This window comes from uncultured Methylibium sp. (assembly GCF_902826655.1).
Lineage (GTDB): Bacteria > Pseudomonadota > Gammaproteobacteria > Burkholderiales > Burkholderiaceae_C > Methylibium.
Map to the genome: position 1 here is coordinate 1 of NZ_CADEFR010000026.1, position 21,928 is coordinate 21,928.

Here is a 21,928-nt window from a genome sequence, read left to right on the forward strand (position 1 = left end):
TCGAGCCCGAACCAGCGCGCGCGGCCGGGCGGCGGCGCGTCGGGATCGATGGCGATGATCTCGGCATAGGCGCGCGTGTAGCCGTCGGACGCGATCGTGAACACGCGGTTGTGCGTGCTCATCAAGGCATGGCGCCCGCCCGGCCCGGGCGTGATGCCCAGCTCGGCCTCGCACCACGCCACGCCCTGCGCCAGCGTGTCGGCGCCGATCACCAGGTGATCGAGCCGGGCCGCGGTACCGGTGTTCACAGCCGCAGGCTGCCTTCGATGCAGGTGACGGACTCGCCGCCGATCCAGAGGTCCTCGCCGCGCTGCTGCACGTGCACGCGGCCGGCGCGGCCGAGGCGCGCACCCTGGGCGGCCACGTACTGCGGCGGTGCCAGGCCGGCGCCGACCAGCCACTGCGCGAAGCCGGCGTTGAGGCTGCCGGTGACCGGGTCCTCGGGCACGCCCATCGTCGGCACGAAGGCGCGGACCTCGAAGGCGCACTCGCTGCCCGCGGGCCAGGCGCCGATCACGCCGACCTTCAGGGCGTCCATCGCCGCGAAGTCAGGCTCCACCGCCAGCACCGCCGCCGCATCGGCGAGCCGCACGCCGATCCAGCCGGGGCCGTTGTCGATCCACTGCGCGTCCAGCATCGCCGACGGCGCCACCCGCAGCGAGCGCGCGAGCTGCTCGCGCGTGGCCGCGTCGGCCGGCTCGTGGCGACGCAGCGGCGGCGCGGCGAAGGCCAGCCGCGCGCCGTCGCGACGCACGCGCACGAGCCCCACCCCGCACTCCTGCACCACGACCTCGCCGCGCGGCGCGCCGCCGGCCTCGAGCCAGGCGTGGCAGCTGCCCAGCGTCGGATGGCCGGCGAACGGCAGTTCGCCACCGGGCGTGAAGATGCGCAGCCGGTAGTCGGCGCCGGCCTGTGTCGGCGGCAGCAGGAAGGTGGTCTCGCTCAGGTTGGTCCAGCGCGCGAAGTCCTGCATCTGCGCATCGCTCAGGCCCGCGGCGTCGTGCACCACCGCGAGCGCGTTGCCGCGCAGGGGCTGCGCCGTGAAGACGTCGACCTGCGCGTAGCGCCAGGTCCTCATGCGGCCCGCCGCAGCCGGTCCGGCGTCTCGGCCAGGGCCTCGTGCAGCACGCGGCCGAGCGCGGCGACGGCTTGCTCGATCTGCGCGGGCGCCAGCGTGACGAAGCTCAGGCGCAGGCTGCGCGCGTCGGGCTCGCCGGCGAAGAAGGGCGCGCCCGGCACGTAGGCGACACCGGCGGCCACCGCGCGCGGCAGCAGCGCCATCGCGTCCAGTCCGGCCGGCAGCCGCAGCCAGAAGAACATGCCGCCCTGCGGCGTGCTCCACTCGGTGGCGGCCGGCAGATGGGCACGCAAGGCTGCGGCCATCGCGTCGCGCTGGGCCGCGTAGCGCGCACGCACGCGCGGCAGGTGGTGGTCGAGCAGGCCGTCCTTCACCACCTCGTGCACGACGCGCTGGTTGTAGCCCGGCGAGTGCAGGTCGGCGGCCTGCTTGGCCTGCAGCAGCTTCGGGTAGAGCGGCGGCGGCGCCACGACGTAGCCAAGGCGCAGGCCCGGCGCCAGCACCTTGGAGAACGAGCCGAGATAGATCGTGCCCTCGGGCCAGCGCGCCGCCAGCGGCGCCGGCGGCGGGGCGTCGAACCACAGCTCGCCATAGGGGTTGTCCTCGACCAGCGGCAGGCCGGTCGACTGCGCTGCCGCGACCAGCGCGTCGCGCCGGGCCTCGCCCATCACGCGGCCGGTCGGGTTCTGGAAGTTGGGCAGCAGGTAGGCGAAGCGCGCGCCCCGGGCTTCGGCCACGGCCTTCGGTGTCGGTCCTTCGGCGTCGCAGGCCATGGCCGCGAACTGCGGCTCGAAGGGCGCGAAGGCCTGCAGCGCGCCCAGGTAGGTCGGCGTCTCGACCGCGACGACGCTGTCCGCGTCGATCAGCAGCTTGCCGACCAGGTCCAGGCCCTGCTGCGAGCCGGTGGTGATGAGGATCTGGCCCGCCTCGACGCGCTGGCCCTGCGCGCGCAATTGCCCCGCGACCCATTCGCGCAGCGGACCGTAGCCCTCGCTGGCGGCGTACTGCAGGGCTTCCTTCGGCGTGTCGCGCAGCACCTTCTCGGCGGCGGCGCGCACCGCCTCGGCCGGAAAGCTGTCGGGCGACGGCAGACCGCCGGCCAGCGACAGCACGCCGGGCTGCTCGGTCAGCTTGAGGATCTCGCGGATCACCGACGGGTTCATGCGCGCGGTGCGCGCGGCCAGGGTCCAGGTCATGGTCAAGCTCTCCTCGGAAGTCGAAACGATGCTGCGCTCAGGCGCGCACGCGCACCGGCATGCGCTTGCCGATGAAGACGGTGGCGATCACGGCCAGCGCGAAGGCGACGGTCGGCAGGTCCAGCGTCTCGCCCAGCAGCGGCACCGCCGCCAGCAGCGACAGGAAGGGCTGCAGCAGCTGCACCTGGCTCACGCGCAAGGTGCCGCCGAGCGCCAGGCCGCGGTACCAGGCGAAGAAGCCCAGCCACATCGAGAACAGCGCCACGTAGCCGAAGCCCAGCCAGGCGCCCGGCCGCACCGCCGCGAAGTCCGTGTTCGACGCCGCCCACAGCGCGACCGGCAAGCTCAGCGGCAGCGTGCCGACCAGCACCCAGCAGATCACGTGTTCGGGCCGCAACACGATCGACAGCCGCGCGCCGTAGACATAGCTGACCGAGGCGCTGGCCACCGCGGCCAGCAGCCAGGCATCGGCCGGCACCAGCGCGCCGCCGCCCTGCCAGGCCGCATAACCCAGCACCAGCGCGCAGCCCGCCAGCGCGCACAGCCAGAAGCCGGCGCCGGGCCGCTGGCGCAGCACCAGCGCGCCGACCACCGCGGTACCGAGCGGCAGCACGCCGGTCACGACGGCCGCGTGCACCGCCGGCACCTCGCGCAGTGCCAGCGCCAGCAACAGCGGAAAGCCGACGACGACACCGGCCGCGGTGATCGCGAAGTCGCGCCACTGCGCGCGCTGCGGGCGCGGCGCGCGGGTGAACCCCAGGTAGAGCGCCGACAGCAGGCCGGCCAGCGCCGCGCGCCCGGCCGTCACGAACAGCGGCGACAGCTGCGGCGCGGCGGCATCTCCGACCGCCAGCCGCGTCATCGGCGTCGTGACCGCGAAGATCGCGACGCCCAGCAGGCCCAGCCACAGGCCGCGCGCTTCGTGGCGGTCGAGTGCGGGAGACGGCATCGGCAGGGGTTGCGCTTGCATGGCATCGACTGTAGGCTCGCAACCAATACACGGCCAGTACAGAACGCCGGCGCAAGCATCGCCCTGTACCGGTGAACGGAGCGACACAGCGAACGAGACCGCGATGCTGACCCGCGATGCCAGCCAGACCTTGACCGAGCAGCTCGCCGAGCGCTACGCCGCGCGCATCCGCGAGCGCCTGCTCGCACCCGGCGCGAGGCTGCCCTCGGTGCGCGACTGTGCGCAGCGCCACGGCGTGAGCCCGCACACCGTGGTCGCGGCCTACGACCAGTTGCTGGCCCAGGGCCTGATCGAGGCGCGTCGCCAGCGCGGCTTCTTCGTGCGCAGTCCGGCGAGCGCGCGTCCGGTGGCCGCGAAGGCGCGCGCCGAGGCGGTCGCGCCGTCGACACCGGTCGACGCGCCGGTCGACGCCGCCGCGCTGATCCGCAGCATGTTCCACGGTCCCGGCGGCAAGCCGGCGCCCGGTGGCGGCACGCTGCCGGCCGACTGGCTGGACCTGCCGCTGCTCAACACCGCGCTGCGACGCGCACTGCGCCCCGAGGCGGCCGGCGGCGCCGCCGGCGCATTGCGCTACGGCGATCCGGCCGGCGACCTGCGGCTGCGCGAAGCGCTGGCGCTGCGGCTCGCCGACCTGGGCATCGCCTGCGGCGCCGAGCAGATCGTGACCGCGCTGGGCGCGACGCAGGCGCTCGACATCGTCTCGCGTGCGCTGCTGCAGCCGGGCGACGCGGTGCTGGTCGACGAGCCCGGCTGGGCGGTCGAGTTCGCGCGCCTGCCGCTGCTGGGCATGCGGGTGCTGCCGGTGCCGCGCGGCGCCGACGGACCCGACCTCGCGGTGCTCAGGCGCCTGGTCATCGAGCACAAGCCGCGGCTGTACATGACCGTCTCGGTGCTGCACAACCCGACCGGCTCGAGCCTGAGCCTGGCGCAGTGCCACGAACTGCTGAACCTGGCGCATGCGCACGACTTTCATATCGTCGAGGACGACACCTACGCCTGGCTCGCGCCGCCGCACGCGCCGCGCATCGCCGCGCTCGACGGCCTGCAGCGCTGCCTCTACATCTCGGGGTTCTCCAAGGTGCTGGCACCGGGCTGGCGGGTCGGCTACATGGCCGCGCCGTCGGCGTTGCGCGCACGCCTCGTCGACGTCAAGCTGCTGACCTCGCTGACCACGCCGGCGCTCACCGAGCAGGCCGTCGCCGCCTGCCTCGAGCAGGGCGCGCTGCGCCGCCACGCCGAGCGCGTGCGGCTGCGACTCGACGCCGCGCGGGCGCGCAGCGTCGCGCTCGCGCTGCGCCACGACTGCCCGCCCGCCGCGCCGGCGCAGGGGCTGTTCGCCTGGGTCCACACCGGCGTCGACACCGACCGGCTGGCGCAGGCCCTGCTCGACGACGGCTGGCTGATCGCGCCCGGCTCGCTGTTCCACGCGACGCGCCGGCCCAGCCCGCTGATGCGCATCAACGTCGCGACCTCGCAGGACGCCGCCTTCTGGCGAGCCCTGGCCGAGCGCCGTGCACAGCTTCAGCGACGCGGCGTCAAGGCCTGAGCCACAGCGCCCCCCTTACCTTGGGGGTGGCACTCCTGTCAGGTGACAAGCCCGAGAACGCCCCCCTAAAGTCGACGCCATGGATGAACCCACCGTACCGCTCGGCGAGCCTGAACTCTGGAGAGTCAGCGCCTTCCGCCGGGCGATGGAGGGCACGTCCAAGGACGGCTCGCACCTCAGCTCGCTGAGCCCGTCGCTGCTGGCCGACCTGCAGCGCTTCCAGAACAGCGGCAGCGGCAGCGGCAGCGAGGTGCTCGAGGTGCTGGCCGCCTGCCTGCGCCATTCGCAGGACATGGCCCTGCACCTCGACCGCGACCAGCACGTGCTGCCCCTGACGGTGTTCCCGCGCGAGCGCCTGTTCCACACGCCCCTGCCGCTCGACACGCTCTATGCGACGCGCTTCGACAGCGTGCGCTTGCTGCAGGTCGAGCGGGCGGTGCTGCGCGCGCCCGGCGGTCGCACCGACGACCTGGTCGCGCCGCCCGAGCAGTGCCATCCCCTCGGCCCGCTGCTGTGGCACCTGGCGCTGCACGGTCCGCGTTTCGAGCTGCTGCCCGAGCTGGCCGGACCGGCGGTCTACCGCGTCGCCCCCGACCTGGAGATCCCGGCCGTGCTGACCGGCGCGCTGGCCGCGGCCGTGGGGCGGCTGCGCCAGGAGCCGGTGTCGCTGCGCGCGCTGGCGGCCTGGCCCGGCTTCGACCGCGAACGCGCGGCGCGGCTGCTGAACGGGCTGTACCTGCAGGCGGGCTTGATCGTCAGCCGTACGCATCCTGGTGCGACCGGCGACTCCTGGTTCAGCAGCCTCAGCAAGTGGTAGCGCCGCCCCCACGTCGCGCGCGTCGCGCGCTCCTGCCCCCCGAGGGGGCGCTCGCCGCCTTGGGGCGGCCCGGCGGCGGCTCGGCCTCCGCCGCGGACGCTCGCTGAACCTCAGCGGCTGCTCAAGGCCTCCCAGCGCTCCATCGCCTCGGTGATCTCGCCGTCGATCACGGCGTAGCGCGACTGCAGCTCGGCAATGCGGCCCGGCGGCGACTCGGCGTACAGCGCTGGGTCGGCCAGGCGCTCGCCCAGCTCACGCTGCTCGGTCTCCAGCGCCTCGATGCGCGCCGGCAGCTCGTCCAGCTCGCGCTGGTCCTTGAAGCTCAGCTTGGCACGCTTGACGGCGGGAGCCGGCGCAGCGACGGCCGGTGCGGGCGACGCGGCCGCCGCCCCGCGCTTCGCCGCCGCGGTCTGCAGCGACTTCGCGCGCTCGGACTGCAGCAGCCAGTCCTCGACGCTGCCCTCGTACTCGCGCCAGGCGCCGGGCGCCTCGTTGACGATCGTGCTGGTGACCACGTTGTCGAGGAAACGGCGGTCGTGGCTGACCAGGAACACCGTGCCGGGGTAGTTGGCGAGCAGCTCCTCGAGCAGCTCCAGCGTGTCGATGTCGAGGTCGTTGGTCGGCTCGTCGAGCACCAGCACGTTGGCCGGCCTGGCGAACAGCCGCGCCAGCAGCAGGCGGTTGCGCTCGCCGCCCGACAGGCTGGCCACCGGCGAGTTGGCGCGCGCCGGCGCGAACAGGAAGTCGCCGAGGTAGCTCATCACGTGCTTGCGCTGGCCGGCGATCTCGACCCACTCGCTGCCGGGGCTGATGGTGTCGGCCAGCGTCGCGTCGAGGTTCAGCGCCTCACGCATCTGGTCGAAGTAGGCGACCTGCAGGTTGCTGCCGTTGCGCACCGTGCCGCGGTCGGGCGGCAGCAGGCCGAGGATCAGCTTCAGCAGCGTGGTCTTGCCGGCGCCATTGGCGCCGATCAGGCCGACCTTGTCGCCGCGCAGGATGGTGGCGCTGAAGTCGCGCACGACCCCCTTGTCGCCATAGGACTTGGAGACCGCTTCCAGCTCCGCGACGATCTTGCCGCTGCGCGAGCCGGCATCGACCTCGAGCGCCACCCGGCCGATCGAGTCGCGCCGCGCGGCGCGCGCCGCACGCAGCACCTCCAGCCGCTTGATGCGTGCGACGCTGCGGGTGCGGCGCGCCTCGACGCCCTGGCGCACCCAGACCTCCTCCTGCGCCAGCAGCTTGTCCTGCCGCGCGCTGTAGAGCGCCTCGTCGGCCAGTTCGCGCGCCTTGGTGGCCTCGTAGGCGGCGAAGTTGCCCGGGTAGCTGCGCAGGATGCCGCGGTCGAGCTCGACGATGCGGGTGCTTACCGCGTCGAGGAAGGCACGGTCGTGGGTGATCAGCAGCACGCTGCCGCGGAAGGCCTTGAGCAGGTCCTCCAGCCAGCGGATCGCATCGAGGTCGAGGTGGTTGGTCGGCTCGTCGAGCAGCAGCACGTCGGGCGCGGCCACCAGCGCCTGGGCCAGCGCGACGCGCTTCCTGGTGCCGCCGGACAGGTCGCCGATGCGCGCCTCGGGCGGCAGTTGCAGGCGCTCGATCGTCTCGGTGACGCGCTGCTCCCAGGTCCAGCCGTCGAGTGCCTCGATGCGGGTCTGCAGCGCGTCGAGGTCGTCGTCGGCGCCATGCGCCTCATAGCGCTCGCGCAGCGCCTTGGCCTCGGCGACGCCCTGGCTGACGGCATCGAACACGGTCGTGGCGCCGTCGAGCTGCGGCTCCTGCGCCACCAGCGCCAGGCGCAGACCGGTCTGCAGGCGCAGCTCGCCGTCGTCGGGCTTCTCGAGGCCGGCGATGATCTTCAGCAGCGAGGACTTGCCGGTGCCGTTGCGGCCGATCAGGCCGACGCGCTCGCCGGTCTCGAGCGCGAAGTCGGTGTGAGCGAGCAGCGCGACGTGGCCGTAGGCCAGGTGGGCGGCGGTGAGGGTGAGGAGGGCCATGGGGAGCGGGATTGTCGCCGCCCCGGCGCACTTCAGTCGGCGAGCGCGGCCTCCAGCGCATCGACATAGCGCTTCGCGACGTCGTAGCCCGCCTGCTGCGTGATCTCCTGGAAGCCCGTCGGGCTGGTGACGTTGATCTCCGTCAGGCAGTCGCCGATCACGTCCAGGCCCACCAGCAGCAGGCCCCGTGCGGCCAGCACCGGACCCAGCGTCTCCGCGATCTCGCGATCGCGCGGCGACAGCGGCTGCGCCACGCCCTTGCCGCCGGCGGCCAGGTTGCCGCGCACCTCGCTGCCCTGCGGGATGCGCGCCAGGCTGTAGGGCACCGGCTCGCCGCCGATCACCAGGATGCGCTTGTCGCCCTGCGCGATCTCGGGCAGGAAGCGCTGCACCATCACCGTCTGCGCGCCGAACTTGTTGAGCGTCTCGGTGATGCTGCCGAGGTTGAGGCCGTCCTCGCGCACGCGGAAGATGCCCATGCCGCCCATGCCGTCCAGCGGCTTGAGGATGATGTCGCGGTGCTCGGCATGGAAGGCGCGGATGTCGCCGGCGTCGCGCGTCACGAGCGTGGGGCCGATGAGGTCCGGAAACTCGAGGATCGCCAGCTTCTCCGGATGGTCGCGCAGCGCGCGCGGCGAGTTGAAGACACGCGCGCCTTCGCGCTCGGCCTGCTCCAGCAGGTGGGTGGCGTAGAAGTACTCGCTGTCGAAGGGCGGGTCCTTGCGCATCAGCACCGCGTCGACCTCGCGCAGCGCCAGCGCCCGCGGGTCGGAAGTGCGGACCCAGTCGCTCGCGTCGCCGGTCAGCGTCAGGTCGACGGCCCGCGCGGTGACGGCCGCACCGCGTTGCCAGTGGATGTCCTTCGGCTCGCAGGCCGCGAGCGCGTGGCCGCGCGCCGCCGCCTCGCGCATCATCGAGAAGCTCGTGTCCTTGGTGGTCTTGAAGGTGTCCAGCGGGTCGGCGACGAAGAGCAGCTTCATGCGGCAAGTCCTTTCCGGCGCCACTGTTGCACAAGCAGCGCGATCGTGCCGGCGACCACGCCCCAGAAGGCCGCGCCGATGCCGGCGATCACCACGCCCGACAGCGTGACCAGGAAGGTGATCAGCGCCGGCTCGCGGTGCGCCTCGTCCTTCAGCGCGACGGCCAGGCCGCTGCCGATCGTGCCCAGCAGCGCCAGGCCGGCGATCGCCACCACCAGCTCGCGCGGGAAGGCTGTCAGCACGCCGGTGACCGCGGCGCCGAACAGGCCGATCACGACGTAGATCGCACCGCAGGTGGCCGCCGCCGTGTAGCGCCGCGCCGGATCCTCGTGGGCCTCGCGGCCCATGCAGATCGCGGCGGTGATGGCCGACAGGTTGAGCGCGAAGGCGCCGAAGGGCGCGAGCAGCAGCGTCGCCACGCCGGTGATCGTGATCACCTTCGAGATCGGCATCGTCGTGTAGCCCGCGGCGCGGATCGCCGCCACGCCAGGCAGGTTCTGCGAGGCCATGGTCACGACGAACAGCGGCAGCGCCAGGCTGACGGTGGCCTCCAGGCTGAAGCGCGGCATTGTGAAGACCGGCTGCGCCAGCGACCACTGGATGGCCTCGGTGCGCAGTTCGCCGCGTGCCGCGACGAAGGCGGTCGCCACCGCCAGCACGATCACCACCGCGTAGCGCGGCCACCACCGGCGCGCCAGCAGGTAGCTGGCCAGCATCAGCAGCACCAGCGGCAGCGCGCTGCGCGCCGCGGCGAAGGCCTCGATGCCGAAGCGCGCCAGCACGCCGGCCAGCAGCGCCGACGCGATCGCGATCGGAAGGCGGTTCATCACGCGCTCGAACCAGCCGGTCACGCCGCACAGCGTGATCAGCGCGCCGCACACGAGGAAGGCGCCGACCGCATCGGCCATGCCGTAGCCCACGCCGGCCGTCGCCAGCACCGCGGCGCCGGGTGTCGACCAGGCCACCATCACCGGCTGGCGCCACCACAGCGAGGCCAGCAGGCTGGTGAGCCCCATGCCCAGGCCCAGCGCCCACATCCACGAGCTGATCTCGCCCGGCGTCGCACCGAAGGCCTGCGCGGCCTGGAAGACGATCGCGACGGAGCTGGTGAAGCCGACCAGCACGGCCACGAAGCCGGCGGTCGCGGAGGAGAGCGAGAGGTCGCGGACGAAGGACGGCATCGGACGAAGTATCGGCCGCCCCGGTCGGGCCTGGTCGGGCCGTGGCTACTCGGACTGAACCACGAGGCGCTTGATGCTCCGCGGGGCGTCGATCTCCTTGACGCGCTGGTCGCTACCCCAGATGACGACGTACTCGTCGCCATTGAGCGTCCAGTAGGTCCACTCCGCGAGATCCGCCGACCGCGTCACGTCGGTCCGAGGGTGGCCGAGCGAGATGATCACCTGCTCCCGCGTCATGCCCGGCATCACCTTGCCCTCGTGGATGGCGGCCTGGATGGCGGCGGGAAAGCCCGCGATCCTGAGCTTGGGGTCTTCATGGACCAGCAGCTTGGCGACGAACTGTTCCTTGCTCTCCTGCGCACGCCCGTAGTCGTGTCCGACGCGCATCACCCGTCCGTCGATGACGACGGTGGCCCGGTGCCGCCCGTACTCGCCGACCGCGATGCGGGCCCCGGCCGGAATGAAGGGCAGCGTGGCCCAGTTGGCATCGCTGATCCAGTCGTCCTGGTAGCGCAGGTTGCAGCAGGTGTAGGCCGCGTGCCCGACCGCCTTGGCCACCGCGGCCGGGTCTGGGGGCGCCACGAACTTCTGGCCCACGATGCGACCCGTGTCCTCTTCCTCGAGCCAGACTTCGCGCCGGTAGGCATCGAGCGCGCCCTTGACGCGGTAGCGGGCGTTCGGCTGGAGATCGGCTTCGAGCACGCCGTCCGCCTTGAACGCGGCGGCCGACTTGAACAGGCTCTGCACCGGCGCCGCGTAGCCGACCTGGCCGGCCATCTTCAGCTTGACGCGGCCGGCGCGGACGCGTCGCTCCACGGGGGCAAGCCGCAGGTCGGCGCCGCGCCCACGGCTCGCATCGATGCTCGCGAAGAGGATGTTGACGCGCACCGGTTCGCCTTCGAACTCGGACAGGTAGTAGAAGGCCGCGCCTTCCTTGCCGCCGCCGACGGCGCTGTCGGCGATCACCGCCGTCGGCACGTCGCCGCCGCCGGCCCAGGCCGCGCAGGTCAGGAAGGCCCAGGCCAGCGAGCCGATCGATCGAAGCATCACATCCCTCCCCCGGCGCGCTGTCTGCGCGCACTGTTCGCGGATGCTAACGCCCGAGGGTCGACAGCGTCGCTAGAAGAACGCCATCGTCCGCACCTCGATGCTCTCGCGCTTCGGCGCGCCGGGCGGCGTGGTCGGGTCCTCGAAGGCGGTGTGGCCCATGAAGCGGGCGCGGCCGTCGGTCTCGGAATCGTAGGTCTTGAGCAGCAGCGCCTGGCTCGCTTCCATCTGCGGGAAGTAGACCCAGCGGTGCTTCGGCGACCAGCGCATCACGTAGATCTCGCCGGTGCGCTCGCGGTACTTCAGGTCCATCAGCAGCATGTCGTCCGGGTCGTGCGTGGTCGCGTCGCACATCGCCAGCGGCAGCTCCTCGACGCGCCGGTACAGCGGCTTCCAGACGTTGTAGAACGCGACGCGGCGCGCGAGCAGTTCATCGGCCTCGTGGGGCAGGATGTCGCGCACGCGCTGCGGCCCGCTCTTGACCGTGTAGTCGCTGTGCACCAGCAGCACGGCCGGGCGCTGCACCGTGGTCTGCGCCTTCAGGTCGGCCGGCAGGCGCTTGCGGATGGTGTGGTCGAACACGACGACGCGCCTCGCACCGCTGTGGCGCTTCACGAAGGTGATCACCTGCGCGTAGAACTCGCGGTGGACCGACGCGTCGTCGTCGAACTGGTCGAAGTGGCCCTCGAAGTCGTGCAGCTCGAAACCCTCGCGATCGGCCGACAGGCGCGCCACTTCCGGCCAGCCGTCGTGGACGTCGACCTCGCGCAGGTCGGTGCCCGGCGGGTTGAGCTTGACCGTCGCGTCGGGCTCGTAGAAGTAGTAGTCCGGCGCCACGCCGTTGTCGACGGTGTAGTTCAGCGTGGTGCGGACGGAGGCGGGAGTCGTCATCGTGGAAGTGCGGGTGATGGAACTCAGGCAGCGGCCTCGGCCTTGCGGGTGATGAAGCCCTCGCCGACCCAGGTCTTCTTCCAGCAGGGCAGCTGTTCGACGCCGTCGAACAGCCAGCGGCTCAGGTTCGGATGGTCGGCGATCGGCAGTTTCTGCCAGCCGTGCAGGTGCATGGGCGCGGCCAGCGCGATGTCGGCGATGGTCGGGCCGCGCGTGCCGGCGACCCAGGTGCGGTCGGACAGGCGGCGGTCCAGGATGCCGGCCAGCTTGTGGAACTGCCCGGCCTGGGCGTCCAGCACCGCCGGGTCGGCCTGCGAGCCGAGCAGCGGCTTGACGCAGTTCTCGACCAGGAAGACGTAGCAGCTCGGGAACCAGCTCGACGACTCCCACAGCAGCCAGCGGTTGATGTCGGCGCGCAGTTTCAGGTCGCGCGGGTAGGCCTCCTCGTTGCCGACACGGTCGGCGGCGTACTGCAGCATCGCGTTCGACTCCCACAGCTCCAGATCGCCGTCGACGAGGGCCGGGATCGAGGCGTTGGGGTTGATGGCCAGGTAGGCCGGCGACTTCTGCTCGCCCTTGAAGTAGTCGACGTGGACCAGCTCGTAGGGCGCACCCAGCAGATCCAGACCCGCGAGCACCTTGCGGCAATTGACCGTGATCGGGTCGGCGTACACCTTCATCATGACTGTCTCCTGGGTTGATGAGGCAGTCAGTCGCCGCCTTCAGCTCAGTCTATGGATTGACCGCACCGGGCGCAGCTGCTCGAATGCGAACGTTTTGTCCACGATCTGGAAACAATGGCGCTCTCGACGGACATGCTGGCCGCCTTCGTGAAGGTCGCCGAACTCGGCAGCGTCAGCGCCGCGGCCGCCGAGCTGGGCATCGGCAAGAGCCTGGCCAGCAAGCGCGTCGCCCAGCTCGAGGCGGCGCTCAGGTCGACGCTGTTCAGCCGCAGCACCCGCAAGATCGCGCTGACGCCGGCCGGCGACGCCTACCTCGACCATGCCCGGCGCGCGCTGGCCGAGGTCGCGCTGGCCGAGGAACGGCTGCGCGAGCTGCGCGCCGAGCTGAGCGGCCAGATCCGCCTGACCGCGCCCGCCTCCTGGGGCACGCGCGTGCTGGCGCGGCACCTGCCGGCCTTCCTGCGCCAGCACCCGGCGATCGAGATCGAGTTGCTGCTGGCCGACCGCATGATGGACCTCGCCGCCGAGCGCATCGACCTCGCGCTGCGCTGGACGCACCAGCCGCCGCAGGGACTGGCGGCCGAGTCGGTGGCGAGCGTCGCCTGGGTGGTGGTCGCCGCGCCGGCCTACCTGGCCGCCGCCGGCACGCCGGCCGGACCGCAGGACCTGCCGGGCCATAGCTGCATCTGCTACTGGCGCGAGCGGTCCGACGACCGCTGGGTGCTGGGCGACGGCACGCGCCGCCACCAGCTGCAGGTGCGCGGCCGCTACCACGCCAACAGCGCCGAGGCGGTCGCCGACGCGGCGCTGGCCGGGCTGGGCGTGGCGCTGCTGCCGGCCTATGTGTGCGACGAGGCGCTGGCCGACGGCCGCCTGCTGCGCGTGCTGCCCGAGTGGACGCCCGACACGAAGTACGGCACGCGCATCACGGCGGTCGCGACGCCCGAGCGCCTGCGCCTGTCGCGCAACCGCGCGCTGCTGGACTTCCTGAAGCAGCAGCTCGGCGGCTGAGGCCGACCGCTCAGATCTCGACCTTGGAGCCGAGCTCGACGACGCGGTTGGTCGGCAGGTTCAGGAAGTCGGCCGCCGCCGCGGCGTTGCGGTGCATGCTGGCGAAGAGCTTCTCGCGCCACAGCGCCATGCCGCTGCCGATGGTCGGGATGACGATGTCGCGCGACAGGAAATAGCTGGTCTCCATGTCGTCGAGCTGGATCCCGCGGCCGCCCAGCAGCTGCAGCGCCTCGGGCACGTCGGGTTCGTTCTTGAAGCCGAAGTTCAGCGTGACCTGCCAGCAGCAGTGGCCGAGCGACTCGACCTCGACGCGCTTGTCGAAGCTGATCCACGGCACCTCGTGGTGCCTGACGGTGACGAACAGGTTCTGCTCGTGCAGCACCTTGTTGTGCTTGAGGTTGTGCAGCAGCGCGTTGGGCGTGCTGCCGGCCTCGGCCGACAGGAACACGGCCGTCCCCTCGACGCGCGTCGGCGGGCTGACGAAGACCGCCGCGAGGAAGCTCTTCAGGTCGATCGCTTCCTCGCGCAGGCGGGCGCTCAGCAGCTTGCGGCCCTGCTTCCAGGTCATCATCAGCGTGAACATCACCGCGCCGATCGCCAGCGGGAACCAGCCGCCGTCGAGGATCTTGATGGCGTTGGCGGCGAAGAACATCGCGTCGACGACGAAGAAGAAGCCGGTCGCGGCGAAGCACAGCCACAGCGGGTACTTCCAGCCGTAGCGGATCACGAAGAAGGTCATCGTGGTCGTGATCAGCATGTCGGTCGTCACCGCGATGCCGTAGGCCGCCGCGAGCTTGCTGCTGGAGCCGAAGGCCACCACCGCCAGCACGATGCAGACGTAGAGGCCCCAGTTCACGAAGGGCACGTAGATCTGGCCGGTCTCCCGGACCGAGGTGTGGGTCACGCGCAGCCGCGGAAAGTAGCCGAGCTGGATCGCCTGCTTGGTGACCGAGAAGGCCGCCGAGATCAGCGCCTGCGAGGCGATCACCGTCGCGCAGGTCGCCAGGATGATCAGCGGGTACAGCGCCCAGTCCGGCGCCATCTCGTAGAAGGGGTTGTTCACCTTGTGCGGCTCGCGCAGCAGCATCGCCCCCTGGCCGAAGTAGTTGATCGCGAGCGCCGGCATCGCCAGGATGAACCAGGCCAGCCGGATCGGCCGCTTGCCGAAGTGACCCATGTCGGCATACAGCGCCTCGGCCCCGGTGACGCACAGCACCACGGCACCGAGCGCGATGAACGAGACGCCCGGGTTCTGCGCCATGAAGGCCAGGCCGTGGTGCGGGCTCAGCGCCCACAGCACCTCGGGGGCGCGCACGATGTGCGGCAGGCCGAGTGCGATCAGCGCCAGGAACCACAAGGCGCAGATCGGCCCGAAGAAGCGGCCGACCAGGCCGGTGCCGTAGCGCTGCGCCGCGAACAGCAGCGTCAGCACGATCAGCGTCACCGGGATCACGTACTTGTTGAGGCCCGGCGCGGCGACGTCCAGGCCCTCGACCGCCGACAGCACCGAGATCGCCGGCGTGATGACGCCGTCGCCGAAGAAGATCGCGGTGCCGAAGATGCCCAGCATCAGCAGGCGGCGGCGCAGCACGGGCCGCTCCTTCACCGCCGTCGAGGCCAGCGCCAGCATCGCGATCAGGCCGCCCTCGCCGTTGTTGTCGGCGCGCAGGATCAGCAGCACGTACTTCAGCGAGACGATGACCGTCAGCGTCCAGAAGAACATCGACAGCACGCCGAGGATGCTGTCGGGCGTGATGACGATCTTGCCGTGGAGGAAGACCTCCTTCAGCGCGTACAGCGGGCTGGTGCCGATGTCGCCGTACACGACGCCGATGGCGCCGAGGGTCAGGGCCGCCAGCTTGGCGCCGGACGGCGGGTCGGAGGAACGGGGCTGCACGAAGCGGGGGCCGGGGCGGGGAGGCGCCGATTGTGCGCCGCCGACCTGCGCCGCTGCGCGCGGCGATGTTGCGGTGCAGCAACAACCCCCGCGGTCAGGCTGACCGCGGCCGGGCCGCTATTCGTAGACCTCGGCGTCGGGGTCGGTCGCCTCGAGTTCGTAGCTCGCACCCAGCATCGCCAGCCGGCCGATCACGCCGTACATGTAGAAGCGGTTGGGGGCACTGGCGCCGGGCTTCTCGCCCGGGCGCGGCAGGTGGTTGCTCTCGGCGAAGGCCAGCGGCACGAAGCTGGCGCCGGGCGAGTTGAGGTTCTCGTCGATGCCGCGGTCGGCGTGCACGCGGTAGAAGCCGCCGACGACATAGCGGTCGATCATGTAGACCACCGGCTCGGCCACCGCGTCGTTGACGCGCTCGTAGGTCGGCACGCCTTCCTGGATGATGACCTCGGAGACCTCCTGGCCGTCCTTGATCGTGCTCATCTTGTTGCGCGTCTTGCGGTTCAGCTCGTCCAGGTCCTTCGCGTCGCGCACCGTCATGATGCCCATGCCGTAGGTGCCCGCGTCGGCCTTGACGATGACGAACGGCTTCTCCTGGATGCCGTACTCCTTGTACTTGCGACGGATCTTGCCCAGCAGCGCGTCGGCATGGCTCTGCACGCATTCCTGGCCGGTGCCGTCCTGGAAGTTGACCTTGCCGCAGCTGGCGAACATCGGGTTGATCAGCCACGGGTCCATGCCCAGCAGCTTGGCGAACTTCTTGGCGACCTCCTCGTAGGACTGGAAGTGCTGGCTCTTGCGCCGCACCGCCCAGCCGGCGTGCAGCGGCGGCAGCAGGTACTGCTCGTGCAGGCCTTCCAGCACCTTGGGGATGCCGGCCGACAGGTCGTTATTGAGCAGGATGGTGCAGGGGTCGAAGTCCTTCAGGCCCAGGCGGCGCTTGGTTCGCAGCAGCGGCTCGATGCGCAGCTCGCTGCCGTCCGGCAACGGCAGCGTGGTCGGCTCGGTGACCGTGTCGTCGAGCGAGCCCAGGCGGACATTCAGGCCGGCCGCACCGAAGATCTGGATCAGCCGCTGCACGTTCTGCAGGTAGAAGCTGTTGCGGGTGTGCTTCTCGGGGATCAGCAGCAGGTTCTTGGCCTCGGGGCAGATCTTCTCGATCGCCGCCATCGCCGCCTGCACCGCCAGCGGGAGCATCTCGGGCGTCAGGTTGTTGAAGCCGCCGGGATAGAGGTTGGTGTCGACCGGCGCCAGCTTGAAGCCGGCGTTGCGCACGTCCACCGAGGTGTAGAAAGGCGGCGTGTGCTCCATCCACTCGAGCCGGAACCAGCGCTCGATGGCCGGCATGGACTCCAGGATGCGCTGCTCGAGCTCGTTGATCGGGCCGGTGAGCGCGGTGATGAGGTGGGGGACCATGGCGAGGCCTTTGCCGGGGGGAAGCGGAATTCTAGGCAGGTGGTGATCGCCCCGCGGCTTGCAAGCCCGCCCGGCCCCGCGCCGCCGGCCCCAAAGACAAGGGCCGCCCGAAGGCGGCCCCTGCCGTGAAACGCACCCGCCTCGATCAGCCGTGGTAGGCCGTCTCGCCGTGCGAGGTGATGTCGAGGCCTTCGCGCTCGGCATCCTCGGCCACGCGCAGGCCCACCACCAGGTCGGTGATCTTGAAGGCGATGGCCGCGACGACGCCCGACCAGACCACGGTCAGCAGCACCGCCTTGGCCTGGATCCACACCTGCGTGCCGATGGCGTTGGAGCCGACGGTGGCCGTGACCCAGTCGGTGACCAGGCCCGGGCCGCCGAGCGCCTGGGTGTTGAACACGCCGGTCAGCAGCGCACCGACGATGCCGCCGATGCCGTGCACGCCGAACACGTCCAGCGCGTCGTCGGCACCCAGCAGCTTCTTCAGGCCGCTGACGCCCCACAGGCAGGCGAAGCCGGCGACGAAGCCGACGATGATCGCGCCCATCAGGCCGACGTTGCCGGCCGCCGGGGTGATCGCCACCAGGCCCGCGACGGCGCCGGACGCGGCGCCCAGCATCGAGGCCTTGCCCTTGATCATCGCTTCACCGATGCACCAGGCCAGCACCGCGGCCGACGTGGCCGAGAAGGTGTTGGCGAAGGCGAGCACCGCGCTGTTGCTGGCTTCCAGCGCCGAGCCGGCGTTGAAGCCGAACCAGCCGACCCACAGCAGCGAGGCACCGACCATCGTCAGCGTCAGCGAGTGCGGCGTGAACGCCTCCTTGCCGTAGCCGACGCGCTTGCCGATCATGTACGCGCCCACCAGGCCGGCGACACCGGCGTTGATGTGCACCACGGTGCCGCCCGCGAAGTCGAGCGCGCCCCACTGCCAGATCAGGCCGGCCTTGCCGTTCATCGCATCGACGACCTCGGCGGTGGCGTAGGCGTCCGGGCCCATCCAGTACCAGACCATGTGGGCGATCGGCAGGTAGCTGAAGGTGAACCACAGCACCATGAACATCAGCACCGCGCCGAACTTGATGCGTTCGGCGAAGGCGCCGACGATCAGGCAGCAGGTGATGCCGGCGAAGGTCGCCTGGAAGGCCGCGAACAGCAGCTCGGGGATGTAGACGCCCTTGCTGAAGGTCGCCCCCATCGCGAACGCGCCGGTGGCGGGGTCGAACAGGCCCTTCATGAAGAGGCGATCCAGGCCGCCGATGTAGGCCGATCCTTCGGTGAACGCCAGGCTGTAGCCGTAGACGAACCACAGCACGACGATCAGCGAGAAGGTGACCATCACCTGCATCAGCACCGACAGCATGTTCTTGCTGCGGACCAGGCCGCCGTAGAACAGCGCGAGGCCGGGCACGGTCATCAGGATCACCAGCAGCGTGGCGACGATCATCCACGCGACGTCGCCCTTGTTGGCCACGGGAGCCGGAGCCGCAGCGGCTTCGGAAGCCGCAGCCGCGGGCGCCGCAGCCGAGGCGGCGGCCTCGACGACCGCCGCGGCAGAAGCCGCGACGGCCGGCGCGGACGCCGCGTCCTGCGCGAAGGCGGCGCCGGCGAAGCCGAGCGTCGCCACGCCGACTGCGAGCGCAGCGGCGAGGGAAGCAAAGAGTTTTCTCATGATGGTTGTCTCGTTCCTGGTGAGGCCGCTCAGAGCGCGTCCTTGCCGGTCTCGCCGGTGCGGATGCGGATGACCTGCTCGAGGCTGGTGACGAAGATCTTGCCGTCGCCGATCTTGCCGGTGCGGGCCGAGGCCTCCACGGCCTCGATCACGCGGTCCACGATCGCGTCGTCGACGGCTGCCTCGATCTTCACCTTCGGCAGAAAGTCGACGACGTATTCCGCACCGCGGTACAGCTCGGTGTGGCCCTTCTGGCGACCGAAGCCCTTGACTTCGGTCACGGTGATGCCCTGCACACCGATGCTGCTCAGGGCCTCGCGCACTTCGTCCAGCTTGAACGGCTTGACGATCGCAGTCACCATCTTCATGACGGTCTCTCCTTCGGGGGGCTTAGAAGGTCTTGCTCAGCGACAGCACCGCGGCGCTGCTGCTGATCTTGCGGTTGCTCAGCGCCGCCGTGCCGCCGGTGAAGTCCCGGTTGGTGTCGATGTACGACAGCCCCAGCACGAAGGCATTGCTGAACGTGTAGGTGACGCCGACCTTCCAGTCGACGTAGCTCTCCACCGGCGTGGTGCCACCGATCTCGATGAGGCGGGCCGAACCCTTGAGCTTCTGGTAGCCGACGTGGCCGGTCAGGCCGAAGCCGCCGCCGAGGTCGTAGCCGCCCGACACGTCGAGGTAGTACGAGCCGGCCGCGTTCTCGGCCGTGCCGCCGAAGAAGGTCGTGAGCTTCTCGGCGCTGAAGAAGTCGGACACCGGGTAGTAGAGCTTGCCGCTGATCGGGCCGTAGCTCAGGCCGAAGTAGATCTCGGTGTTCTTGATCTTGGGCGAGCCGACCAGGGCGTCGCTGCCCGGGTAGTAGTAGTACAGGCCGCCGATGTCGTAGCCCAGGTCGCCGAGGCTGCCCTTGTAGCCGCCGTAGAAGTCCATCTCGATGTTGGCGCCGCCGAAGAAGACGCTGTCGACGTTGGAGTTCCAGTTGCCGGCATAGAAGCCTGACGCGTGACCGATGTCGAAGCCGCCCTGGAAGGCCGGCTTCTTGTTGGTCTGCGAGATGCCGCGGAAGCGGTAGTCGCTGTACAGGCCGGCATTGCCGGTGATCGTCCAGTCGGACTTCGGCTCATCGGCGGCAAACGCGGACATGCCACTCAGGGCGAGCACGGCCGCCAAGGCCAACTTCGTTTGTCTCATGGGTTCTCCTGCGGTAGGTGGGATGGTCAGAACAGAGCGCCAGCGTGGCTTTGCACGTTCTGTGCCACTGCGCCATAACAGGGAGGCGCGAGCCTCGACGGGGAGGCTTGTTTCTTCTGCGCCCCAAAGACGGGCTTCCTGAAACATTCGGCACCTGCCCGGTGCGCAACCCCCGCGATCCCTTCCACGGTGGGCACGGCATCGCGCGGTCGCCGACCATCATGACGAGACCATGTCGCTTGCCGTCGTCCACAGCCGCGCCCTCGATGGGCTCGAGGCCCCCGAGGTCACCGTCGAGGTGCATCTGGCCAACGGCCTGCCGAGCTTCACCCTGGTCGGCCTGGCCGACACCGAGGTGAAGGAGGCGCGCGAGCGGGTCCGCGCCGCCTTGCTGAACAGCGGGCTCGAGTTCCCGCACAACAAGCGCATCACGGTCAACCTCGCGCCGGCCGACCTGCCCAAGGAGTCGGGCCGCTTCGACCTGCCGATCGCGCTGGGCATCCTGGCGGCCGCCGGCCAGATCGACGCGGCGCGGCTGGCGGAGTTCGAGTTCGCCGGTGAGCTGTCGCTCGCCGGCGACCTGCGTCCCGTGCGCGGCGCGCTGGCGATGGCGCTCGCGGCCCGGCGGCGGGGCTCGGCGCGCACGCCGGTGCTGCCCGCCGACAGCGCCGGCGAGGCGGCCCTCGTCGACGGCCTGCAGGTCCGCAGCGCACGGCACCTGCTCGACGTGGTGCGCTCTCTGCTCCCCGAAGCCGATCGCGAGCCGCTGCCGATCGCTCGCGCGACGCCGCTGGCCGGCTCGCGGCCGCCGATGCCCGACCTGCGCGAGGTCAAGGGCCAGGCGGCCGCCAAGCGCGCGCTCGAGGTCGCGGCGGCCGGCGGCCACAGCGTCCTGCTCGTCGGTCCGCCCGGCACCGGCAAGTCGATGCTGGCGCAGCGCTTCGCCGGCCTGCTGCCTGCGCTCGACGACCAGCAGGCGCTGGAGTCCGCGGCGGTGCTGAGCCTCGCCGGCTGCTTCGACGTCGGGCGCTGGCGCCAGCGCGTCGTGCGCTCGCCGCATCACAGCGCATCGGCGGCGGCGCTGGTGGGCGGCGGATCGCCGCCGCGCCCCGGCGAGATCTCGCTGGCCCACCACGGTGTGCTGTTCCTCGACGAGTGGCCGGAGTTCCCGCGCAGCGCGCTCGAGGCCCTGCGCGAGCCGCTGGAGACCGGCCGCATCACGATCTCGCGCGCGGCGCGCCAGGCCGAGTTCCCGGCACGCTTCCAGCTGATCGCGGCGATGAACCCCTGCCCTTGCGGCCACGCGGGCTCGCCGCTGAAGGCCTGCCGCTGCTCGCCCGACCAGATCGCCCGCTACCAGCGGCGCATCAGCGGCCCGCTGCTGGACCGCGTGGATCTGCAGATCGAGGTGCCGGCGGTCACTCCCGAGGCGCTGGCGGCCGCGCCCGACGGTGAACCCGGCGACGCCGTCGCGGCCCGCGCGGCCCGCGCCCGCGAGCGCCAGCACGCGCGCCAGGGCTGCGCCAACGCGCTGCTGGAAAGCGACGCGCTCGACCGCCACGCCGCCGTCGACAGCGCCGCGAGTCAGTTCATGCAGAAGGCGGCCGGCCGCCTCGGCTGGTCGGCGCGCAGCCAGCACCGGCTGCTGCGCGTCGCCCGCACCATCGCCGATCTGGCGGGTGCGGACACGATCGCCGTCGCGCACATGGCCGAGGCCATCCAGTACCGGCGCGTTCTGAGCACGGGCTGAGCGCCCCGCTCAGAGGGCGCGCAGCGTCGAACCCTCGACCTGCACGCGCGCGCCGACCGCGGGCGCCTGGGACTGCTGCACGGTGCGCGTCGTGCCGTCGTCCATGCGCAGCTTGACGTTGAAGACGGTCTTCGCCTTGACGTTCTTCTCGACCTCGTGACCGGCCACGCCGCCGCCGACGGCACCCAGCACCGTCATCGCGGTGCGCCCGTTGCCCTTGCCGAACTGGTTGCCGACCACGCCGCCCAGCACGCCGCCGGCCACGGCGCCGACGCCGCTGGCCTCGCCCTTGAGCTTGACGGCCTGCACCGACTCGACCACGCCGCACTGGGCGCAGGTCGCCGCGACGGGTTTCGGTGCCGCACGAGGCGCTGTCGTCGCGGCGACAACCGCCGCCTTCTCGACCGGTGGCGCCTCGGCCTGGCGGACGTTCTGCAGCGCCAGAGCGCTGGCGATGCCGGCGATGGTCAGCGCGACCGCGCCGCCTGCAACCCAGATCCAGCGCGGCAGGTTCGCCGGCGCGGGACCGGCTTGTGTAGTTTCCATGATCTCGACTCCTTCCGCTCGGTTGGACGGGCGTCGATGCCCGGCGTTTCGAGACGCCGCCTCTCAGATGT

20 protein-coding genes are annotated in these 21,928 nt (G+C 71.3%); 4 read left to right on the top strand and 16 right to left on the bottom strand.

Annotated features, from left to right (window positions below):
* The 4 genes from QZV97_RS12010 to QZV97_RS12025 form a co-directional block, all read right to left on the bottom strand.
* A partial coding sequence (locus QZV97_RS12010; protein ID WP_295642193.1) for a VOC family protein occupies positions 1-248 on the bottom strand: 248 nt, incomplete at its 3' end.
* Positions 245-1,078, bottom strand: a complete 834-nt coding sequence (locus QZV97_RS12015; RefSeq protein WP_295642195.1) for a PhzF family phenazine biosynthesis protein — start codon at positions 1,076-1,078, stop codon at positions 245-247. The genes QZV97_RS12015 and QZV97_RS12010, both read right to left, overlap by 4 nt.
* The gene (locus tag QZV97_RS12020; RefSeq protein ID WP_295642197.1) at positions 1,075-2,274 is read right to left on the bottom strand and encodes a PLP-dependent aminotransferase family protein; all 1,200 of its coding nucleotides are present in this window, start codon (positions 2,272-2,274) and stop codon (positions 1,075-1,077) included. The genes QZV97_RS12015 and QZV97_RS12020 overlap by 4 nt, the downstream gene beginning before the upstream one ends.
* Before the next feature lie 37 nt (positions 2,275-2,311).
* Positions 2,312-3,244: a DMT family transporter gene (locus QZV97_RS12025; protein WP_295642199.1), complete on the bottom strand. Its 933-nt coding sequence runs from the start codon at positions 3,242-3,244 to the stop codon at positions 2,312-2,314.
* 103 nt (positions 3,245-3,347) lie between these two features.
* On the opposite strand from QZV97_RS12025, the gene QZV97_RS12030 reads away from it, so the two are divergent.
* Positions 3,348-4,790 carry a PLP-dependent aminotransferase family protein gene (locus QZV97_RS12030; RefSeq protein WP_295642201.1) on the top strand — a complete coding sequence of 481 codons (1,443 nt, stop codon included), beginning with the start codon at positions 3,348-3,350 and terminating at the stop codon, positions 4,788-4,790.
* Between the two features lie 79 nt (positions 4,791-4,869).
* Entirely contained in the window at positions 4,870-5,607 is a 738-nt protein-coding gene (locus QZV97_RS12035; RefSeq protein ID WP_295642203.1) for a hypothetical protein, read from the top strand.
* Positions 5,608-5,717: 110 nt separating this feature from the next.
* On the opposite strand, the gene QZV97_RS12040 is transcribed toward QZV97_RS12035, so the two are convergent.
* The 6 genes from QZV97_RS12040 to QZV97_RS12065 all read right to left on the bottom strand — a co-directional run bounded on the left by QZV97_RS12040 (position 5,718) and on the right by QZV97_RS12065 (position 12,380).
* Entirely contained in the window at positions 5,718-7,598 is a 1,881-nt protein-coding gene (locus tag QZV97_RS12040) for an ATP-binding cassette domain-containing protein (RefSeq protein WP_295642205.1), read from the bottom strand.
* Between the two features lie 32 nt (positions 7,599-7,630).
* Positions 7,631-8,578, bottom strand: coding sequence for a glutathione synthase (gshB, locus tag QZV97_RS12045; protein WP_295642207.1), 948 nt, complete (start codon positions 8,576-8,578; stop codon positions 7,631-7,633).
* Positions 8,575-9,759, bottom strand: coding sequence for a benzoate/H(+) symporter BenE family transporter (locus tag QZV97_RS12050; RefSeq protein WP_295642209.1), 1,185 nt, complete (start codon positions 9,757-9,759; stop codon positions 8,575-8,577). Before QZV97_RS12050 ends, gshB begins: the two co-directional genes overlap by 4 nt.
* Positions 9,760-9,804: 45 nt before the next feature.
* A complete protein-coding gene (locus QZV97_RS12055; RefSeq protein WP_295642211.1) occupies positions 9,805-10,806 on the bottom strand; it encodes a hypothetical protein in 1,002 nt (333 codons plus the stop codon).
* Between the two features lie 72 nt (positions 10,807-10,878).
* Positions 10,879-11,697: a CmcJ/NvfI family oxidoreductase gene (locus QZV97_RS12060; protein WP_295642213.1), complete on the bottom strand. Its 819-nt coding sequence runs from the start codon at positions 11,695-11,697 to the stop codon at positions 10,879-10,881.
* 23 nt (positions 11,698-11,720) lie between these two features.
* Positions 11,721-12,380, bottom strand: a complete 660-nt coding sequence (locus tag QZV97_RS12065) for a glutathione S-transferase family protein (protein WP_295642215.1) — start codon at positions 12,378-12,380, stop codon at positions 11,721-11,723.
* Positions 12,381-12,494: 114 nt separating this feature from the next.
* Between QZV97_RS12065 and QZV97_RS12070 the strand changes: the two genes are divergently transcribed.
* Positions 12,495-13,391 (top strand): LysR family transcriptional regulator, encoded by an 897-nt coding sequence (locus QZV97_RS12070; RefSeq protein ID WP_295642217.1) that lies wholly within the window; start codon positions 12,495-12,497, stop codon positions 13,389-13,391.
* Positions 13,392-13,401: 10 nt separating this feature from the next.
* Here the strand turns inward: QZV97_RS12070 and QZV97_RS12075 are convergent, their stop codons facing one another.
* The 5 genes from QZV97_RS12075 to QZV97_RS12095 form a co-directional block, all read right to left on the bottom strand.
* Positions 13,402-15,288 carry a potassium transporter Kup gene (locus QZV97_RS12075; protein ID WP_295642219.1) on the bottom strand — a complete coding sequence of 629 codons (1,887 nt, stop codon included), beginning with the start codon at positions 15,286-15,288 and terminating at the stop codon, positions 13,402-13,404.
* A gap of 117 nt (positions 15,289-15,405) precedes the next feature.
* Positions 15,406-16,701, bottom strand: coding sequence for a glutamate--cysteine ligase (gene gshA, locus QZV97_RS12080; RefSeq protein ID WP_295642221.1), 1,296 nt, complete (start codon positions 16,699-16,701; stop codon positions 15,406-15,408).
* 145 nt (positions 16,702-16,846) lie between these two features.
* Positions 16,847-18,370, bottom strand: coding sequence for an ammonium transporter (amt, locus tag QZV97_RS12085; protein ID WP_295642223.1), 1,524 nt, complete (start codon positions 18,368-18,370; stop codon positions 16,847-16,849).
* Positions 18,371-18,399: 29 nt separating this feature from the next.
* Positions 18,400-18,738: a P-II family nitrogen regulator gene (gene glnK, locus QZV97_RS12090; protein WP_295642225.1), complete on the bottom strand. Its 339-nt coding sequence runs from the start codon at positions 18,736-18,738 to the stop codon at positions 18,400-18,402.
* A 22-nt stretch (positions 18,739-18,760) separates the two neighbouring features.
* Positions 18,761-19,561, bottom strand: coding sequence for a TorF family putative porin (locus QZV97_RS12095; RefSeq protein WP_295642227.1), 801 nt, complete (start codon positions 19,559-19,561; stop codon positions 18,761-18,763).
* A gap of 232 nt (positions 19,562-19,793) precedes the next feature.
* Here QZV97_RS12095 and QZV97_RS12100 point away from each other — a divergent pair, with 232 nt between their 5' ends.
* Positions 19,794-21,311, top strand: coding sequence for a YifB family Mg chelatase-like AAA ATPase (locus QZV97_RS12100; RefSeq protein ID WP_295642229.1), 1,518 nt, complete (start codon positions 19,794-19,796; stop codon positions 21,309-21,311).
* 9 nt (positions 21,312-21,320) lie between these two features.
* On the opposite strand, the gene QZV97_RS12105 is transcribed toward QZV97_RS12100, so the two are convergent.
* Entirely contained in the window at positions 21,321-21,857 is a 537-nt protein-coding gene (locus QZV97_RS12105) for a glycine zipper 2TM domain-containing protein (RefSeq protein ID WP_295642231.1), read from the bottom strand.
* Positions 21,858-21,928: the final 71 nt, after the last annotated feature.

Bases quoted from the DNA above. Each gene is read 5' to 3' on its own strand.
- QZV97_RS12015 (WP_295642195.1), bottom strand. From the start codon at position 1,078: ATGAGGACCTGGCGCTACGCGCAGGTCGACGTCTTCACGGCGCAGCCC.
- QZV97_RS12020 (WP_295642197.1), bottom strand. From the start codon at position 2,274: ATGACCTGGACCCTGGCCGCGCGCACCGCGCGCATGAACCCGTCGGTG.
- QZV97_RS12025 (WP_295642199.1), bottom strand. From the start codon at position 3,244: ATGCAAGCGCAACCCCTGCCGATGCCGTCTCCCGCACTCGACCGCCAC.
- QZV97_RS12030 (WP_295642201.1), top strand. From the start codon at position 3,348: ATGCTGACCCGCGATGCCAGCCAGACCTTGACCGAGCAGCTCGCCGAG.
- QZV97_RS12035 (WP_295642203.1), top strand. From the start codon at position 4,870: ATGGATGAACCCACCGTACCGCTCGGCGAGCCTGAACTCTGGAGAGTC.
- QZV97_RS12040 (WP_295642205.1), bottom strand. From the start codon at position 7,598: ATGGCCCTCCTCACCCTCACCGCCGCCCACCTGGCCTACGGCCACGTC.
- gshB (WP_295642207.1), bottom strand. From the start codon at position 8,578: ATGAAGCTGCTCTTCGTCGCCGACCCGCTGGACACCTTCAAGACCACC.
- QZV97_RS12050 (WP_295642209.1), bottom strand. From the start codon at position 9,759: ATGCCGTCCTTCGTCCGCGACCTCTCGCTCTCCTCCGCGACCGCCGGC.
- QZV97_RS12055 (WP_295642211.1), bottom strand. From the start codon at position 10,806: ATGCTTCGATCGATCGGCTCGCTGGCCTGGGCCTTCCTGACCTGCGCG.
- QZV97_RS12060 (WP_295642213.1), bottom strand. From the start codon at position 11,697: ATGACGACTCCCGCCTCCGTCCGCACCACGCTGAACTACACCGTCGAC.
- QZV97_RS12065 (WP_295642215.1), bottom strand. From the start codon at position 12,380: ATGATGAAGGTGTACGCCGACCCGATCACGGTCAATTGCCGCAAGGTG.
- QZV97_RS12070 (WP_295642217.1), top strand. From the start codon at position 12,495: ATGGCGCTCTCGACGGACATGCTGGCCGCCTTCGTGAAGGTCGCCGAA.
- gshA (WP_295642221.1), bottom strand. From the start codon at position 16,701: ATGGTCCCCCACCTCATCACCGCGCTCACCGGCCCGATCAACGAGCTC.
- amt (WP_295642223.1), bottom strand. From the start codon at position 18,370: ATGAGAAAACTCTTTGCTTCCCTCGCCGCTGCGCTCGCAGTCGGCGTG.
- glnK (WP_295642225.1), bottom strand. From the start codon at position 18,738: ATGAAGATGGTGACTGCGATCGTCAAGCCGTTCAAGCTGGACGAAGTG.
- QZV97_RS12095 (WP_295642227.1), bottom strand. From the start codon at position 19,561: ATGAGACAAACGAAGTTGGCCTTGGCGGCCGTGCTCGCCCTGAGTGGC.
- QZV97_RS12100 (WP_295642229.1), top strand. From the start codon at position 19,794: ATGTCGCTTGCCGTCGTCCACAGCCGCGCCCTCGATGGGCTCGAGGCC.
- QZV97_RS12105 (WP_295642231.1), bottom strand. From the start codon at position 21,857: ATGGAAACTACACAAGCCGGTCCCGCGCCGGCGAACCTGCCGCGCTGG.